This is a genomic window from Bacillus sp. 522_BSPC, assembly GCF_001076885.1.
Taxonomy (GTDB): Bacteria; Bacillota; Bacilli; order Bacillales; family Cytobacillaceae; genus Niallia; species Niallia hominis.
On the sequence record NZ_JVDT01000268.1, the window covers coordinates 1 to 18753 of the forward strand.

The window sequence follows — 18753 nt, forward strand, 5'->3', positions numbered from 1 at the left end:
TAGAAATGATAATTTAAATATGTACAAACGTGCTTGAATAAAGATGTACAAAATTGATTATGAATTACATACTAATATTGGGTGATTAGTATGTACATAAAGTTAAATATTGAAACAGATTTTGAGATTAAGAGTCTTTCAGATTTAGGAAAATTCAAACAAGTAATGGAGCAGTTAAAGATGAAAATTAATAAAAGTGAATTAGCTAGGGAATTAGGGGTAGATCGTAGAACAATCGATAAATATCTCAATGGGTTTATTCCAAAACGTACAAGGAAAAAGGCATCTATGCTTGATGAATATTATGAAATTATAGCCGCACTTTTATCGGAGGATTCGAAACAGAAGTTTTATTATCGGAGGGTGCTTTGGCAATATTTAAAAGATAATCATGGTCTTGATTGTTCGGCTTCTACATTTAGGGCGTATATAGCTAGAATACCAGAATTTAAAGCTTATTTTGATGAGGACAAAAAGATTGCCTCCCCCAAAGGGGCAGCTCGTTTTGAAACAGCACCAGGTAAACAAGCACAACTAGATTGGAAAGAAAGTATTCTATTTGATACTAAGGATGGTCAACAGGTAGAAGTGAATGTGGCCGTTCTTGTTCTTTCTTATTCAAGGTTCCGCACGTTCCATCTAAGTATCTCTAAATCACAAAGTACATTGTTTTCGTTTTTAACGGAAACATTTGAAGCACTTGGTGGTGTTCCTTCAGAGATAATTACGGACAATATGAAAACAGTTATGGATGAAGCTAGAACAGAATTTTCTAGCGGAAAAGTGAATAATAAGTTTGCACAATTCGCTAACGACTTTGGTTTTAAAGTAAAACCTTGTGTAGCAGGCAGACCACGTACAAAAGGAAAAGTAGAAACAACGATGAAACTATTAGATGAAATTCATGCTTATCAAGGTCAACTGACCTTAGAAGAATTACACCGATTTGTACAGGATTTATGTAATCGAGTCAATCATGAGGTACATCAGGGGACTGGCAAGATACCAGTATTAGAATTTAAAAAAGAAAAGAACCTCTTACACCAGCTACCAACTGTCCAAGTAAGAGATTTCTATCGAATCAATCATAAGCTTGTAAAGGTGAATGCCTCCAACATGATTTCTTACAAATCGAATCAATACTCGGTACCAGCAAAATACCAAGGAAAGAGAGTTGGACTACAAGTGTATGATGATCAAATATGGGTTTATTATAACACGGAGCTCATCGCACAACATCCCTTAAGTGGGAAGAAATTAAATTATCAAGAAACCCACTATCAGGAATCACTAGGGGTTTCTATGCCTAACTATCCTAATATTGATGAGTTAGCGAAAAAGAACTTAGCAGCGATTGGAGAAGTGTATAAATAATGAATCAAGTAACAACAAATCATCAGCAATTATTAAAGAATCTAGAGTATCTGGGGCTTAAGCAAATGACGTTACATTTAAATGAAGTCATAGACTTTAGTGTAAATAATCAATTGTCCTTTAATGATACTTTGATTAAATTAACGAACTATGAAATTGATGTCCGAGAGCAAAATATGACACAGGCAATGGTGAAAGTAGGTGCATTCCCACATCGTAAAGAAATAACTGATTTCGATTTTGATTTTCAACCCTCCATTAACCGACAACAAATCTTAGATTTTTTAACGCTCCGTTTTATAGAGGAGAATGAAAATATCGTTTTCTTGGGTACAAGTGGTGTTGGAAAGACCCATTTGGCCACTTCAATCGGAATTGCCGCAGCGAAGAAACGAACTAGTACTTATTTTATTAAGTGCCATGATTTAATCCAGAATTTGAAGAAAGCACGGTTGGAAAACCGTTTAGAAAGTCGTTTAAAGCATTATGCCAAGTACAAGCTTTTAATCGTAGATGAAATTGGTTACTTGCCAATAGATGCGGAAGATGCGAAGCTCTTTTTTCAGCTCATTGACATGAGATACGAAAAGAAAAGTACGATTCTCACTACAAATGTAAATTTCAAAGAGTGGGATACAATTTTTCAAGAGACTAAACTAGCGAATGCGATTTTAGATCGTATTTTACATCACGCAACTGTCGTAACCATTGTAGGTGATTCTTATCGATTAAAGGCTCATTTAACGCAAGAAAACGAGTGATTTTGTACATCCTTACGCAAGCAAAATTGTACATATTTGTGTTGACATTTATACTTATTAAACTATTTTTTCCTAATTCCCCAAGCCTTTAGTGGTTAATTAGTATAAGAGAAGAGGGATATTCATAGCTCGTCCGAACCTGTACTCCCCCCATTTACTATTCGTGGCCTTCAGCCCATGGCTGGCTTCCAGTCTTAACCATTTCCTTCAACTTTTTTGGTCAGCATAAAAGGTATTATTTGAAAAAATGGAAGCGCTTTACCTACACTTAGTTTACACGATAAACAAAGTATAGGTAAAACACAAATTTCTTTTAGGAACTACAAAAGTATTTTTCTATTAAGTAGATACGGAGGAGAGAAAATGAAGAAAAAGGTTGTCATTACAGGTGGAAGTGGTCTACTTGGCCGAGATGTCATAAAAGAGTTTATCAATCATGGTTATGAAGTTCTTAATGTGGATAGGCAGTATCCAAAAGAAGCGCTCTGCAGAACAGTAATAACAGATTTAACAAATCTTGGTGAAGTATATGGGGTATTAGCTGATGCAGATGCGGTTGTCCATCTTGCAGCGATTCCGGTTGCATATTCCCATCCAAATGAAGTGACCTTTGAAAACAACGTTATATCTACATATAACATTTTAGAAGCAGCAGGGAATTTAGGGATTAAAAAAGCGGTAATCTCTTCAAGTGAGTCCTCCTATGGTATTTGTTTTTCAAAGCAAAATTTAACACCACAATATGTGCCAATAGATGAAGATCACCCACAATTGCCGGAAGATAGCTATGGTTTATCCAAGATTGTTAATGAAAAAACAGCGGATATGATTCATCGTAGAACAGGGATGCAGGTCGTATCTTTTCGTTTAGGAAATGTTATCTCCCCTGAAAAGTACGAAAATTTCCCTGAATTTATCCATGATCCAGAACAGCGAAAAACGATTCTGTGGAGTTATATTGATACACGAGATGCTGCGAGTGCCTACCGATTGGCAATTGAGACAGATGGACTTGGGTCAGTTGCCCTTAATATCGGGGCGGATGAAACAAGTATGGATATAGAAAGTAAACAGTTAATGGAAACATGCTTTCCAACTGTAAAGGATTTTCGTAAAGATATATCTGGATTTGCGCCATTATTAAACAATGAAAAGGCGAAGAAATTATTAAATTGGCAGCCTGTTCATAAGTGGAGAGATTACGAAAAAATGTAATGACTATTTTAATAAGGAGAGATAATAGATGATTTCTAATCTTAAAAGTACTACTACTTTGCATAACGGTGTTGAGATGCCATGGTTAGGTTTAGGCGTTTTTCTAGTAAAGGATGGAGAAGAAGTTGTAAATTCAGTTAAAGCTGCTCTTGAAGTGGGCTACCGAAGCATCGATACTGCTGCTGCTTATAAAAACGAAGAGGGTGTAGGCAAAGCCATTGCTGAATCAAATGTTCCTCGTGAGGAACTATTTATTACAACAAAAGTTTGGAATGCTGACCAAGGATATGAAGCAACATTAGCGGCTTTTGACGTAAGCATGAAGAAATTGGGGCTCGATTATCTAGATCTGTATTTAATTCACTGGCCACTTCCCTCACAAGGAAAATTTTTAGACACATGGAAAGCACTTGAGCAGCTTTATAAGGATGGACGTGTCCGGGCAATTGGGGTAAGTAATTTTAAGGTTCATCATCTTGAAGAAATAATCGCAAACAGTGAAATTGTGCCGATGGTCAACCAGGTAGAATATCATCCCAGATTTAATCAACGAGAATTGCATGATTTTTGCAAAAAGCACGGCATCCAGCTTGAAGCTTGGTCTCCATTAATGCAGGGTGGTCTGCTTGAGGAACCAATTTTGGTTGAACTTGCAAAAAAATACAATAAATCACCAGCGCAAATTATTATCCGCTGGGACATACAAACAGGAGTAGTGACGATTCCAAAGTCGGTTAAGCCCCATCGCATTGCTGAAAATAAGGATGTCTTTGATTTTGAACTTTCAGAAGAGGACATGGATAAAATCAGTGCACTAAATCAGGACCAAAGGATGTTTGCTGATCCTGATACTTTTTATAAAGTATAAGTTTAGTATTAAATATTCTCTAGTAGTAATAAAAAGGGCAACCGAATAATACAAAAAAACAGCATCCTCCATTGATAGAGAGGTGCTGTTTTTATCAAAATACCAACTCTAATATTCAGGACACAGAAGAATAATCTGAACTAATAAAATTGACTCCTTTTTCTTAGGAGATGATATCAAGATAAAGGAAATCCCCGAACAATGTTTAAAAGCCTAGACAGTAATTTCCTTGGAAAAGAATTGTTTACGTAAACAATTACAAGTATACAAAAAGTAAACAATACGTATACAAAGTCGTTTACGCGTAAACAAATGTGTAAACATACTGTATTTACCTAATGTATACACATTTGTATTCAAAGATTACGAAAATGTCTACAAATACTCTTAGTTTACGAGATGTTTACAATTAAGTGTTTTTTTTGGTAAATCAATTGATTTAATCTAGCAATCTCTTATAGCCTTAAATAAGAAATAGGAGATTTAGAAAACAGAGTATCCAATAAAAAGAAAAGGAATGATGAAAAGATGAGCTCTAGAATTGCGGCTGTAGATGTTGGTAATGACTCCATTAAGGCAATCTTTGGAGAAGTAGAGTACGAATTGAATATTCCTAATATTGTGGCAAGAGATACAGAAGATCGTCCTGTAATAGGAATAGAAGAATTAGATAACAAGAATCCTCTCGAAGGAATACATATTAAGGTTCACTCCCCTGCATTAAAAGAAAATAATGCTATCTATCGTGTTGGCCATTTAGCAACAAAGAGTAGCAGTGCAACCGAATTAGATCCAGGCAGTGCTAAATCGGAGGAAGATCAAACATTAGTGATGCTTTTTGCTACATTGGCTTTAGATGCAGTCAATGAGAAGAATTCGAATTCTTTCCCACGAATGAAAAATGTCATTGACGCAAACTATACGCTTGGAACAGGGCTCCCTCTAAGAGAAGTAAAGGAAGGTAAGGACGCTGGATATCGATCTAAATTAGTTGGTTCTGTCCATCAAGTGGAATTTCTTGTGACCCCTAAATACCAAGGGTTGAAAGTAAATATTAAATTTAATGAAGTGAAAATTTATCCTGAAGGATTTGCAGCCTATATCAATCTTGTCATGGATAATCAGTTGAAAATTATTAATAAAGATTTAATTGATAAAAGAATAATTATTCAGGATATAGGTGGTTTATCTACAGATATCGCGGTTATAAAAAATCGAAATGTCGATGATGATAAAGCGCAAGGATTTAATCTTGGTGTATCGGAATCACTAGAGTCTATAAGAGAAGAAATTCGATCCAAACACGGCATTGAATTAGACAGTCGACGTGATGTAGTGGAAATTATCACGCGAAAAAATGACAGAAACCATATTATGGTTAAGGGAAGCCGGACAAGTGTTCATGACATTACGGATCGTATCTTACTTGAACTAGCGAAAAAACAATATCGATTATTACGTAACGTATGGCAGAAGAATTCTCAGACAGAAATCTGTTATTTTGTTGGTGGAGGAGCAAATGTACTAAAAGAATACATTAAAACATTAAATAATAATTTAGATGGCTATAACATTGAATTCTTTGAAGATGAGAAAGAGAGCATTTGGATGATGGCAAATGCTTATTATAAGCTCATTACTGATTTTGTAAGAAAGACAGAGAAGCCTAATCCACCACAAGAACCTGTGAAAAATTAATAGGGTGATGATATGAAAAGCTCTAGTTCAAAGGGAATTAAGCGAGGACAAGCTATTTCATTTCGTGTCCCTTCTGATATTCCTGATCATCTTTTAAATCATTTACAAAAGCTTAAGGAAGTCGAAAGAAGAAATTTTTCAAGTAAAATAGCTGAGTATGTGCTACAAGGGGTTGGTCAGTCCTTTTCAAAGGAAAGAGAAACAATTACAATTCCTCTTCCCCATAAATTAAGCAAATCACAGCGAGATTGGTTGAAGCACGAGCATTCTGAGGCGTTGTTAGGTGCGATTATATACCAGCTTTTAAAAGATCCAGTTCGTTCAACAGCTTTGCTAGCATCTTTAAATAGTAATTCTTTAGATATAGACGAGGCCTTGTATTTGCAAGAAGAAAGCACAAATGAACGGGAGAAAGTAGCGGAAGCGGATGACTATTTGCATGCAACGGAAGAAACAGCTGTTATCGAAGAGATAGATAGCATGGATGATTTAGACAATTTTGATTGGGATAAAGCAACACATAATCAATCAATAGAAGCAGAAGCGGAAAAGGAACCAGAAGACAGTGAAAATGAAGATTTAGATAGTTTATTAGGAGACTTTCTTCATTCCATGAACAAGTAGTGTAGGTTGAAAGTTAGGATGCACAGGGAATTCTCGAAATTTGTCGAAGATGGATAAAGTGTGTAATTCCATGCATTTTCTGAAATGATTTAGCAGCATATTCTAAAATGTCTATTCAAAAAATAGTTCGTTAACTAAAACCAGAAAGATTAAAAACCAAAAAACGCTTGAATTCAATGTTTTTTGGTTTTTTGTTTGGGCACAAATGCTTCCAAAATAGGCTTTTTCAGTTACTATATTTATTTTAAAATTTCCTTAGATTTATATGCTAAGGGATGTATAACGGTTAGGGGATACAAGTTTCTTTGTACGGAGAAAAGCAAAACAAGTGATAGAAAAGAAAAAACAAAAATTCGACAAAAAAACCAATAAATAGTTTGACATTTCAAAAAACAGACGCTATATTAATAGAATGTGAAAAATTATCTGAATGTTTCTAAAACAGTGATTAATCGGAGGTCATCTTATGGAACAACGTCAACAATGGGGATCACGGTATGGCTTTATCTTGGCAGCTGTCGGATCTGCTGTTGGTTTAGGGAATATCTGGAGGTTTCCAGCAATTGCTTATGCAAACGGAGGAGGAGCCTTTTTCTTACCTTATTTATTTGCAATCATAACAGCAGGGATTCCAATATTAATTTTAGAGTTTACAATCGGTCAGAAATTTCGTGGATCAGCACCATTATCGCTGTTCCGTTTAAATAAAAAAGCAGAATGGCTTGGTTGGTGGCAGTTATTAATTGCCTTTGTCATCTGTACTTATTATGCAGTTATTGTCGCATGGGCGATAAAATTTACAATTTATTCATTTGGTACGCAATGGGGTTCAGACCCTGAAAGCTTCTTTTTTGGTAGTGTATTAAAGATAGCGGATCAACCTGGCACAATAGGCGGATTAGTTCCTGGTATTGTTATTCCAGTACTTTGTGTGTGGGCAGTGGCTCTCTTTGTTTTATATCGTGGAGTTTCAAAAGGGATTGAAAGATTAAATAAAATATTCCTTCCTATCCTGATTGTTATGTTTTTAGTAATCGTAATTCGTGCTTTAACTCTTGATGGAGCGACACAAGGATTAAACGCATTTTTCAAACCAAACTGGGAAATGATTCTTGACGGAAAGGTTTGGATTGCAGCATATGGGCAAATATTCTTCTCTTTATCGATTGGATTTGCAATCATGATTACTTATTCAAGTTATCTACCGAAAAAGTCGGATATAAATAATAATGCATTCATTACTGCATTTGCAAATTCTGGCTTTGAATTATTGGCAGGTATTGGTGTATTTGCTGCACTCGGCTTTATGGCAAATCAACAAGGCGTTGCTGTTGAAGATGTAGTAAGTAGTGGGATTGGACTAGCATTTGTAGTCTTCCCTAGCATCATCAATGAATTCCCTGGAATGAATGGTCTATTTGGGGTATTATTCTTCCTTTCTCTTGTTTTTGCAGGTATGACATCGCTTATTTCTATCGTAGAAACCTTCATCGCAGGAGTTCAAGAGAAGTTTAATGTATCACGAACAAAAGCGGTACTAACAAGCGGGCTAGTGGCAACAGTAATCTCCTTGCTTTTTGCAACAAATGGCGGTTTATATTTACTTGATGTAGTTGACTACTTTATAAATAACTTTGGAATTGTTACGGCAGGATTAGTAGAAGTCATCTTAATTGCTTGGTTCTTTAGAGGATTAAATGGACTACAGACTCATTCGAATGCTATTTCTGATATACGTATTGGTGCTTGGTGGAAGTTCTGTTTAAGTATTGTAACACCTCTTGTTCTTGGTTATATGATGGTTGACAACATTCATCAGAATTTAAAGGAGAATTATGAAGGATATCCAACAACATTAATTTTGTATGCAGGTGTGTTAGTAGTCGCTTTGAGCATCATTATTGGGGTTCTTCTATCCTTTAAAAAGTGGAAATCTAATGCTCTAGACAAGAATAAGGAGGTTGTTTAATATGTCAGCTAGTGCGATCACCATGATGGTAGTTGGAATGGTTATCCTATGGGGCGGCTTAGCAGCCAGTATCTTTAATGTCGTAAGAGTTTCTAAGAAAGCTAAATAATAATTTTAAAAGGGATTGGCCATAACGATATGGTTGATCCCTTTTTATTGGTTGAAAAAGAGGAAAAGTTCACTAAAAATTCAAAATAAATAATGGATAACAAAAAACAAGTTGACGAATATCGACAAAATACGTTACTATAAAAACTAATTGAATAAGACCTCACTTTTTTTTACAGTGAGGTAGAGGCGCGATATTTAACAGTCTTTAGTGGAGTTTGAGGAGCTTTGATGCTAGGGAGAAGGAAATGTCGCCGAAGTTTGTAATATTCTCCATATTACATGCTGGGTCTGTAGTTAAGAGCTGCAGGACTGTCTCAATAAACACCTAGTTTATTGAGTTGTGCTATCTCATTTGGGATAAAAGAGAGGACTTTAGGGCTATCGCATATACTACGACCTGAGTTTATCTCAGGTCTTTTTTTGTTTTAGTAGATTAATAGGAAAACAGGGGGAAAGACATCATGAGAAACAAGTTAACATTATTTTTAGTTTTAATATTATCCGCAATGCTTTTATTAGCTGGATGTGGGACAAGCAGCGATTCAGCTTCTGGATCGAATGATGATAATACATTTAAAGTAGGGATGGAGGCAGGTTATGCTCCGTTTAACTGGACGCAAAATGATGATTCTAATGGTGCGGTGAAAATTGAAGGGTCTTCAGAATATGCTGGAGGCTATGATGTAGAGATTGCTAAAAAAGTGGCAGAAGGTTTAGGAAAAGAATTAGTGATTGTAAAAACAGAGTGGGATGGCTTAGTACCAGGATTAGTTTCAGGAAAAATTGATGCCATCATCGCAGGGATGTCACCGACTGCAGAGCGTAAAGAAACAATAGATTTTTCAGGTAACTACTATACATCCAATTTAGTAATGGTAGTAAAAAAAGGTAGTGAGTTTGAAAATGCTACGTCTATCCAGGATTTTAAAGGAGCAAAAATTACGGCACAGTTAAATACATTCCATTATTCTGTTATTGATCAAATTAATAGTGTAGAAAAAAAGACGGCAATGGATAACTTCCCCGCTATGAGAGTAGCACTGGAGTCAGGAGTTATTGATGGATATGTATCTGAACGTCCAGAAGGGATTAGTGCTTCCACTGCAAATGATAAGTTTGTAATGGTTGAATTTAAGGATGGATTCAAAACGTCAGAAGAGGAGACAACTACCGCTGTTGGTCTTCAAAAGGGCAGTGACTTAACAGAGAAGATTAACAAAATTTTAGCAGATATTCCAGAAGAAGAACGTACAAGCATGATGGATAATGCTATTAAAAATCAACCTGCAGCAGAATAAAAAAGGATAAAACCGACTGTAGCCTTTATACAGACGGTTTTATCAAGTAAGTGAGGAGAAAAGATGAGTTTTGAGTGGATCATTAAAATAATTTCAGAGAACTGGCCGATGTTTCTTCGTGGTGCTGGTGTAACGCTTTTGATTGCGTTAATCGGAACTATTATTGGAGCAGCAATCGGATTGGTTGCAGGGGTTATTCGCACTATCCCGACCCCGGAACGAGTAGTAAAAAAAGTTATATTAAAAGTAATTAATATCATCTTGTCTATCTATATTGAATTCTTCCGCGGAACACCGATGATCGTCCAAGCGATGGTTATCTTTTATGGTTCCGCGCTAGCTTTTGGTTTAAATATGGATGTGCTCACTGCAGCTATTATTGTTGTATCCATTAATACAGGAGCATATATGGCGGAAATTGTTCGTGGTGGGATTGTTTCCGTTGATAAGGGCCAGTTTGAAGCGGCTCATGCAATTGGCATGAATCATCTACAAACAATGTGGAATGTAGTGTTACCACAGGTTATTCGAAATATCCTACCAGCAACAGGAAACCAATTTGTTATTAATATTAAAGATACATCTGTATTAAACGTAATTTCTGTTACGGAATTATATTTTGTTACAAAATCCATTTCAGGAAATAACTTTAGATATTTTGAATCGTTTTTCGTAGCTTGTATGATTTATTTTGTAATGACCTTTATTGTTACGAGAATATTGCTATATATGGAGAAAAAGTTAGATGGATCGAATAATTACACGATCATCGGAAATGATGCACAGTTAGAATTAGATAAAAAATAATGGAAGAAGGTGAAGAACGATGGAACAAATCATTGATATACAGCATCTGAACAAATCCTATGGAACACATGAAGTACTTAGAGACATTAATTTCTCCGTAAATAAAGGGGAAGTTGTTTCCATCATTGGTTCCTCTGGATCTGGTAAATCAACGCTTCTTCGTTGTATAAATTTATTAGAAAAAGCAAGTGGCGGGCAAATATTTTACCATGGTGCAAATATATTGGATAGCAATCATAATGTCGCAGATTATCGCAAACATCTTGGTATGGTATTTCAACAATTTAATTTGTTTAATAATCACAATGTCCTTAAAAATTGTGTGGTGGGACAAGTAAAGGTGTTGAAACGATCCAAAGAAGAAGCAGAAAAGATGGCCATGCATTATTTAAAAGTTGTGGGAATGGATAAATATATTAATGCAAAGCCAAAACAGCTATCTGGTGGTCAAAAGCAGCGTGTTGCAATTGCGAGAGCCCTATCGATGAGTCCAGATGTCATGTTGTTTGATGAGCCTACTTCCGCTCTTGATCCAGAAATGGTGGGAGAAGTACTAAAAGTCATGAAGGACCTCGCCAATTCCGGTCAAACGATGATCATCGTAACACATGAAATGGAATTTGCGAAGGAAGTATCTGATCGGGTTATCTTTATGGACAAAGGAGTTATTGCAGAAGAAGGAAGTCCAGATCAAATTTTCCATAACCCGACACAAATACGTACGAGAGAATTCTTAAAGCGCACTTTAGTAACGCAACCATCCTAACTTATAGCTATAGCTAGAGAATGAGGAAGATAATCCGCAACCAAATAAGTGAGTTTTAGTCATAGAAGATGATCTCTGCCAGTGTAGAGGTCATCTTTTTCTATTAGAAAAAATTGGTGAAATGGGAATATGCACCTAAAGCGCCCTAATACAGGCAAAATGGAGCATAAGATTGGTGAACCTTAGCATAAGTTAAAGATGTTTTTAATATTTGAGGATTCTATGTCATAATAGAGTGAAGTGCAAGCTGTGCTCTAGGAAGGATAGATATCTTATGAAATACATGAAATCACAAATGAAAAAGTTAACCAAAGATAATAAGGACTTACAGATAAGCTTAAAGGATTTGATTGATGAACATGACCTTGATAAAAGTTCGGCTATAAGAGCATTGTATCATTCAGAAGTAGCAGCAGGCGGAAAGTATCAATCCGCATATCAAGCATTAGACTTACCAAAAGGGTAGGTCTTTTTTAGACTGTTTTATAAAGGATTGTACATTTGCCAAGAAAAGATAGCGTATAATAGAAGTTTGTATAAGAGAATGAATGTTACGGAAATAATATAAAGAATAAATAAAAAAAGAGGCTTTGTGATGAGTGAAAAAGGTTTTCATGATTTTAATTTAAGTAATCAAATAGTAAAGGCTCTAGATAGTTTAGACTATCAAATTCCAACAGAAGTACAGAGGAAGGTGATTCCTCTTGTGTTAGAGAAAATAGATCTTGTAGTGAAATCCCAAACAGGAAGTGGGAAGACAGCATCTTATGGGATTCCAATTTGTGAATTAATAGAGTGGGAAGAAAATAAGCCTCAGGCGTTAATTTTGACACCAACAAGAGAGCTTGCCGTTCAAGTAAAAGATGACTTTATTGATATAGGAAGATTTAAACGAATAAAAGCAGCGGCTATTTATGGAAAACAGCCTTTTGCCATTCAAAAAACAGAATTAAAGCAAAAAACACATGTAGTGGTAGGAACACCAGGACGTGTATTAGATCATATAGAGAGAGGTACGTTGACTTTAAATCAAATAAACTACCTTGTCATAGATGAAGCAGATGAAATGCTGAACATGGGCTTTATTGAACAAGTGGAGGCTATTATAAAGGCATTACCAAAGAATCGAGTGACAATGCTATTCTCAGCTACACTACCTGAGGCGGTTAAGGACCTATCTCTTCGCTATATGAAGACACCTATTGATATAGAAATAAAGGCAACGGGACTCACAACAGATAAAATTGATCATTCGCTTCTGAAAGTAGAGGAAAAGGACAAATTCTCTATTCTTCAAGATATAACGATTGTGGAAAATCCTGATAGCTGTATCATTTTTTGCCGAACAAAGGATAGAGTAGATACATTATGTGAGCAGTTGTTAGATTTAGGGTACAGCTGTGATCAAATTCATGGTGGTATGGTCCAGGAAGACAGACTTGAAGTAATGAATGATTTCAAAAGGGGAGAGTTCCGCTATTTAATCGCAACAGACGTAGCGGCAAGAGGTATTGATATTGATAGTATCACCCATGTTATTAATTATGACCTTCCTTTAGAAAAGGAAAGCTATGTACATCGTACTGGACGAACAGGTCGGGCAGGGAAAAAAGGGAAAGCTATCACATTTGTTACTCCATTTGAAGATAAGTTTTTAAAAGAGATTGAAGAATATATCGGTTTTGAAATTCCAACTTTAGCAGCACCTTCCAAAGAAGAGGTTTCTGCAAATAAAGCAGACTTTGAGGCAAAGAAGAACGTGGAGCCAACCATTAAAAAAGCAAAAAATGAAAAACTAAACAAGCATATTATGAAGCTATACTTTAATGGTGGTAAGAAAAAGAAGCTCCGAGCAGTAGATTTTGTGGGTACCATTGCTAAAATAGACGGAGTAACAGCAGAGGATATTGGGATCATTACAATAATGGATACACATTCTTATGTTGAAATTTTAAATAATAAAGGGCCTATCGTACTGAATAAAATGAAGAAAACAACCATAAAAGGAAAGCTGTTGAAGGTATATGAGGCTAATAAGAACGGATAAATGATTAGTTACTATTGGTTACGAATCTTTCGTATAGTTCCTTTGGGATTATTGTAATTACCTTTCCCATATATAGCATCAACTACAAAATTAGCTATCTTTGGAATTTTTAAAAGAACATCATAAGCAAGAAAGACCTTATTTGAATGAATGATTGTATGGAGGTTCATTCTACTGCTCCACTGTTTTTGATATAATACTACTTTAGTACAATTTCAAGCGGTGGAGGAAATAAAATAATGAGCAATTTGCTTAATTGTCCGAAATGTCATTCGGAATATACATATGATGATGGGACATTTTTGGTTTGTCCAGAATGCGGATATGAGTGGACGTCAAACACTGATTTGGAAACAGACGGTGATAATAGAGTGATCAAAGATGCAAATGGAAATGTTTTGAACGACGGAGATACAGTTACGGTAATCAAGGATCTGAAGATAAAAGGCAGTTCCTCTGTTTTAAAGCAAGGAACAAAGGTGAAAAATATTCGCTTGGTAGACGGTGATCATGATATTGATTGTAAAATTGCTGGATTTGGAGCAATGAAATTAAAATCGGAATTTGTAAAGAAAATATAGGCGTTTAAGATCAAGGCAGTCAAAGGGACGGTTCTACTGGAGGACAATTAATATTGTTCTCCAGTAGAACCGTCTTTTTGCAGCTTATAGAACGAACATTTCATAAAGTGCTTCTGCAATATCTTCTGGTGAATATCCACGAACCTCTCGTTGAAATAAATAGGAATCACTTTTTAGAGCGGCTAATAAAATATCTGCTTTAAAGACATTGGTGTCAGGTTTTTTTGAAGTGCTGTTCATTTCATTAAATAGGTTCACAAATTGCTGATGCAATTGATCGTGTAAGGGACTGCGCGTTCTGGGTTTTGAGGGGGGGATGCTTCAGAATCCTCTACACCTTTAAGCAATTGGGCTTTGCTTTCTCTAAATTGGATGAATAAACGAATAATGCCTTTTAATCGCTTAAAGTTTTCCAGTGTATTAAAGTACGGTGGGATGACTGTCCTTAAGGAGTACAAGAGGAAAAACGAGTGGTTGGAATAAATTAGTTTTAACATATGACTATATGTATAATCATAAATTACAAATATAAAAAAGCCCAAACAATTAGCCGAATCCTTCGTTGGTATCTTCGTATAATTGTTTGGGTTCATCTTAAATTAGCATATTTATATCTTCATATTTTTGCATGTCTAGTTAGCCTAGTACAAAAGCGTTTTAATTCCTATTTCTTTTAATTAAATAAAGAATTATGCAATGTATTCCGCCATTTTTCGATAAATCCTTCTTTTGGAGGATCAATGTTCATTAAATCAGGTGTATAGAACTTAAAGCGATTTTTTCCATTGTTTTTCGCATAGTACATTGCTCTATCCGCATTTTCAAGAAGTATTTCTTTCGTTTCACCGTCATTCGGATAGAGACTTATACCAACGCTAACAGAAACTTTGGCTTCCGCTTTGTTTATGGAATATGGTTGCGAACTACTTTGGATAATCCGGTCTGCAATATTTTCTAATTCATTTTTTGATGATTCTTCTACGATAACAATGAATTCATCTCCATCAATTCTGCTTATAACATCCTCTTCTCTTAAATTATCTTGGAGTCTTGAAGCTACTTCGATAAGCAATTGATCTCCTGCGTCATGCCCTAACGTATCATTCACATTTTTAAACCCGTCCAAATCGATAAACATAATGCCAAAACAATGCCCATGTCTTTTTGACCGAGCAAATGTTTTTTCAATATGGCGGTCGAGGGCTTTTCGATTTGGTAAATCAGTAAGGTCATCATTATACGCCATTTGTTTGAGGTTCAATTCTAGCGTCTTTCTGTCTGTTATATCTATTAAATGACCATTTATTTTTGAAACAGTACCGTTTTTATCGATAATAGGAATAGCTTTTTGAACGACCCATTTTACATGGCTCTCGTCTTGAATGACCCGATATTCGACCTTACTAGGATGTCCTTTCAACACTTTATGTTCAAATTCTAAGATTTTTGTAAATTCTTCCGGGTGAACATATTGTTTATAATCAAAGGGATACTTTAGCTCATTGTTAATAGTTTTTCCGAAAATCTTTTCTAAATCCTTTGAGAAATTTATTAGTCCATTTTGAATATCAACAGAATAAATAGAGCCTTCTAGTGAATGAAGTAACCGCACATAGTCTTGAATAGTATTCGATAATTCTTTCTCTCTTTCCTCGCGCTTTTTTAGAGATTCTTTGAGGATCTGACTTTGCTTAGTTAGCTCAATTGTTCGACTCCTCATTGTCCATAGTAAAAGTAAAAACACTATAATAATTCCTATTCATATTATTTGCTTTTGTTTAAAAAACGTTAAATTTAAGACTGTCATTAAAATAGATAGGATTATTACTAATATTGTTCTATTTATATTCATATTCTCACCTTGTTTCCATATGGAATTTCTATTCTTATTTCGACCACTAATCCATATTTTACACTATTTATTTCGATTACCTTTAGGGAACACTGAAATATTTAAATTTACAGATTACTGGAGTAGCGACTAGATGCAGTATTTGCTTCTATATCACACTGGAATGGGCTCTGAGCCGCGTGTAAGCTCTTATAAATTTTTACAGTTAACATAACGATTCTGATGTCACCTTCCCACTATGCCTTCTCCTTTTTTTACTCAAAAAAAGACTTCTTTCATTGCTTCAACACGTCCTCTGCATTCCAGTTCATATTTAGTTCATATTTGTAATTTATTATCACTTCATAAGATGAATAGAGGAGGATTTACTTTGAATCAGATGACTAATAATAAAAAGCTTATAGATAGCAGGGAATGGGCTGTGGAAGCCAATGGGCTCGTAAAGGTATTTGGTGATAACCGTGCCGTTGATGGAGTGGATTTACAGGTTCGCACAGGTTCTATTTATGGTGTGCTTGGTCCTAATGGTGCGGGGAAAACAACTACAATTCGAATGCTCGCAACGTTGCTAAAGGCAGATGCAGGTTCTGCAAAGATCTTTGGATACGATATAGGAAAGGAGCCACAGCAAGTTCGCCAATTGATTGGTGTAACAGGTCAGTATGCTTCTGTTGATGAGTCACTAAGCGCGACAGAAAATTTAATTATTTTTTCTCGTCTATTAGGTTTAGGACGTGCAGAATCAAAGCGTAAAGCGATGGAATTACTAGAAGAGTTTGGCCTAACGGAGGCAGCCAAACGTCCATTGAAAAATTTCTCAGGTGGAATGCGAAGACGACTTGATTTAGCTGCGAGTCTTATTGCACAACCCCCGCTTATCTTTTTAGACGAACCAACTACTGGACTCGATCCACGAACACGCAATCAAATGTGGGAGACAATCCGGAAATTAGTAAAGGGAGGATCAACCGTATTACTGACCACACAATACCTGCAAGAGGCAGATGAACTTGCTGATCGAGTTGCGGTCATTGACCATGGTAAAGTGGTTGCAGAAGGAACTGTTAATGATCTGAAGGAATCTATCGGTACATCGTCCTTACATTTAAGTATTCAAGATGAGCAATATATGCAGGAGGCTCGCTTAATCGTGGAGCGTGTGCTTAAGGTCCAATCAGCTGTATCAGCAGAAGGCGGAAAAATTACAGCACCTATGGCAGATGCTGATAAAGTAACAGATTTACTTATCACGCTAAAAGAGGCTGGTATTTCATTAGCTGAGCTTAGCGTGCAAAAACCAACATTAGATGAGGTTTTTCTTACTATCACTGGTTCAAAAGAAAATACTGCAAATAAAGCTAGTAAATTGGAGGAATTAGCATGAGTAGCACTACAATGAAACCAATTCGTGAAAGAAAGCTCCGGGGAAACTCAAGTTTTCGTCAGGCGGTTAGAAATTCATTAACAATGGCCTACAGAGGTTTACTTAAGATAAAGCGTACGCCTGAGCAGTTATTTGATGTAACTTTACAGCCGATTCTTTTTACACTTATGTTTACGTATATTTTTGGAGGGGCGATTTCTGGCAATGTACAAAACTATTTACCGGTCATTATTCCCGGTATTCTCGTTCAAACGGTTATTACAACATCTGTTGTGACAGGAGTTCAGCTGAGGGAGGACATGGATAAAGGGGTATTCGATCGATTTAAGTCTCTGCCGATTGCCAGAATTGCGCCTTTGGCGGGAGCATTGCTTGCTGATACGATTCGTTATACGATTGCCACAACCCTTACGTTTACAATGGGATATATAATGGGATATCGACCAGAAGCTGGTATCGGTTTTGTTATCTTAGCAGGACTTCTTGTGATTGTTTGTTCATGGGCAATTAGCTGGATTTTTGCTTTCTTAGGCGTTATTTCGCGAACGGCTTCTAGTGTACAAGGAATTTCCATGATTGTGTTATTTCCGGTGACGTTTCTTTCCAATGCCTTTGTTCCAGCTGATACCATGCCTCATTTTCTTCAATTATTTGTAAAGATTAATCCAATCTCTCACTTGGTTACAGCAGTAAGGGATTTAACGAACACGGGGACAATTGGCTGGGATTTCACCATCTCCATTATTGGAGCGGCGGTAATAGTAGCTATCTTTGCTCCAATGACTGTACGTGCTTATATGCGTCGTGCATGAGTTTTAGATAAAATAATAGAATAATGAAAGAAGAACGGTCAATAATTTGGCGGTTCTCCTTATTATAGAAAAGAAAACCCTGGGCTATGCCTAGGGTTCCAAAAAGCTTACAGCGTGGTATTAAAAAAACTTCCTCAAGGTGCTAAAATATTTTTGGTTCGCCAACCGAAAATAAATAGCCAGGAGGAAGTCCTTATGTCAAAAGACAATAATAGTTTAGCACACACAACTTGGAATTGTAAGTATCACATAGTATTTGCACCAAAATATAGAAGACAAATAATTTACGGGAAAATAAAGAAAGATATTGGACAAATCTTACGTACCTTGTGTGAGAGGAAAGGCGTGGAGATAATAGAAGCAACAGCGTGTAAGGATCACGTACATATGTTAGTGAGTATTCCGCCAAAATTAAGTGTATCAGCATTTGTAGGATATCTAAAAGGAAAAAGTAGCTTGATGATATTTGATCGACATGCACAACTGAAATATAAATATGGAAATCGAAAATTTTGGTGTACAGGATATTATGTAGATACGGTAGGAAGAAACAAAAAGGTAATAGAAGAATATATACGTAATCAAA

Annotated in this window: 19 protein-coding genes and 1 riboswitch; of the genes, 17 read left to right on the plus strand and 2 right to left on the minus strand. The window is 35.9% G+C overall.

Annotated features, from left to right (window positions below):
• Positions 1–90: 90 nt before the first annotated feature.
• The 14 genes from istA (at position 91) to ADJ83_RS22695 (ending at position 14119) form a co-directional block, all read left to right on the plus strand.
• Positions 91–1374, plus strand: a complete 1284-nt coding sequence (gene istA, locus ADJ83_RS22635) for an IS21 family transposase (RefSeq protein WP_048717507.1) — start codon at positions 91–93, stop codon at positions 1372–1374.
• Positions 1374–2135: an IS21-like element helper ATPase IstB gene (gene istB, locus ADJ83_RS22640; protein WP_048717505.1), complete on the plus strand. Its 762-nt coding sequence runs from the start codon at positions 1374–1376 to the stop codon at positions 2133–2135. The genes istA and istB overlap by 1 nt, the downstream gene beginning before the upstream one ends.
• A gap of 363 nt (positions 2136–2498) precedes the next feature.
• A complete protein-coding gene (locus ADJ83_RS22645) occupies positions 2499–3350 on the plus strand; it encodes an NAD-dependent epimerase/dehydratase family protein (protein ID WP_048719139.1) in 852 nt (283 codons plus the stop codon).
• Between the two features lie 28 nt (positions 3351–3378).
• Entirely contained in the window at positions 3379–4218 is an 840-nt protein-coding gene (locus ADJ83_RS22650) for an aldo/keto reductase (protein ID WP_082169303.1), read from the plus strand.
• A gap of 528 nt (positions 4219–4746) precedes the next feature.
• The gene (locus tag ADJ83_RS22655; protein ID WP_031535512.1) at positions 4747–5916 is read left to right on the plus strand and encodes a ParM/StbA family protein; all 1170 of its coding nucleotides are present in this window, start codon (positions 4747–4749) and stop codon (positions 5914–5916) included.
• Between the two features lie 12 nt (positions 5917–5928).
• On the plus strand, positions 5929–6540 hold the full coding sequence (locus ADJ83_RS22660) for a hypothetical protein (RefSeq protein WP_048719141.1): 612 nt from the start codon (positions 5929–5931) through the stop codon (positions 6538–6540).
• A gap of 466 nt (positions 6541–7006) precedes the next feature.
• The gene (locus tag ADJ83_RS22665) at positions 7007–8509 is read left to right on the plus strand and encodes a sodium-dependent transporter (protein WP_048719143.1); all 1503 of its coding nucleotides are present in this window, start codon (positions 7007–7009) and stop codon (positions 8507–8509) included.
• Position 8510: 1 nt separating this feature from the next.
• Entirely contained in the window at positions 8511–8618 is a 108-nt protein-coding gene (locus ADJ83_RS25110; protein WP_081836551.1) for a methionine/alanine import family NSS transporter small subunit, read from the plus strand.
• A 175-nt stretch (positions 8619–8793) separates the two neighbouring features.
• Positions 8794–8974, plus strand: a riboswitch (Lysine riboswitch).
• A 107-nt stretch (positions 8975–9081) separates the two neighbouring features.
• Complete coding sequence (locus tag ADJ83_RS22670; protein WP_048719145.1) at positions 9082–9918, plus strand: transporter substrate-binding domain-containing protein; 837 nt, start codon at positions 9082–9084, stop codon at positions 9916–9918.
• A gap of 63 nt (positions 9919–9981) precedes the next feature.
• Positions 9982–10725 (plus strand): amino acid ABC transporter permease, encoded by a 744-nt coding sequence (locus ADJ83_RS22675; RefSeq protein WP_048719147.1) that lies wholly within the window; start codon positions 9982–9984, stop codon positions 10723–10725.
• Between the two features lie 19 nt (positions 10726–10744).
• Positions 10745–11491: an amino acid ABC transporter ATP-binding protein gene (locus ADJ83_RS22680; RefSeq protein ID WP_031535507.1), complete on the plus strand. Its 747-nt coding sequence runs from the start codon at positions 10745–10747 to the stop codon at positions 11489–11491.
• Positions 11492–11765: 274 nt separating this feature from the next.
• On the plus strand, positions 11766–11957 hold the full coding sequence (locus ADJ83_RS22685; RefSeq protein ID WP_048719149.1) for a hypothetical protein: 192 nt from the start codon (positions 11766–11768) through the stop codon (positions 11955–11957).
• Between the two features lie 129 nt (positions 11958–12086).
• The gene (locus ADJ83_RS22690; RefSeq protein WP_048719151.1) at positions 12087–13538 is read left to right on the plus strand and encodes a DEAD/DEAH box helicase; all 1452 of its coding nucleotides are present in this window, start codon (positions 12087–12089) and stop codon (positions 13536–13538) included.
• A gap of 239 nt (positions 13539–13777) precedes the next feature.
• Positions 13778–14119 carry a zinc ribbon domain-containing protein YjdM gene (locus ADJ83_RS22695; RefSeq protein WP_048719152.1) on the plus strand — a complete coding sequence of 114 codons (342 nt, stop codon included), beginning with the start codon at positions 13778–13780 and terminating at the stop codon, positions 14117–14119.
• 84 nt (positions 14120–14203) lie between these two features.
• Here ADJ83_RS22695 and ADJ83_RS25950 read toward each other — a convergent pair whose 3' ends face one another.
• Both ADJ83_RS25950 and ADJ83_RS22705 read right to left on the minus strand, forming a co-directional pair.
• Complete coding sequence (locus ADJ83_RS25950; protein WP_192840970.1) at positions 14204–14377, minus strand: hypothetical protein; 174 nt, start codon at positions 14375–14377, stop codon at positions 14204–14206.
• Between the two features lie 415 nt (positions 14378–14792).
• Positions 14793–15863: a diguanylate cyclase domain-containing protein gene (locus tag ADJ83_RS22705; protein ID WP_048719155.1), complete on the minus strand. Its 1071-nt coding sequence runs from the start codon at positions 15861–15863 to the stop codon at positions 14793–14795.
• 487 nt (positions 15864–16350) lie between these two features.
• Between ADJ83_RS22705 and ADJ83_RS22710 the strand changes: the two genes are divergently transcribed.
• The 3 genes from ADJ83_RS22710 to tnpA form a co-directional block, all read left to right on the plus strand.
• Positions 16351–17355 carry a daunorubicin resistance protein DrrA family ABC transporter ATP-binding protein gene (locus ADJ83_RS22710; protein ID WP_031535491.1) on the plus strand — a complete coding sequence of 335 codons (1005 nt, stop codon included), beginning with the start codon at positions 16351–16353 and terminating at the stop codon, positions 17353–17355.
• A complete protein-coding gene (locus ADJ83_RS22715; RefSeq protein WP_048719157.1) occupies positions 17352–18167 on the plus strand; it encodes an ABC transporter permease in 816 nt (271 codons plus the stop codon). The genes ADJ83_RS22710 and ADJ83_RS22715 overlap by 4 nt, the downstream gene beginning before the upstream one ends.
• 195 nt (positions 18168–18362) lie before the next feature.
• On the plus strand, positions 18363–18753 hold a 391-nt coding region (gene tnpA / locus ADJ83_RS22720; RefSeq protein WP_048717347.1), incomplete at its 3' end, for an IS200/IS605 family transposase.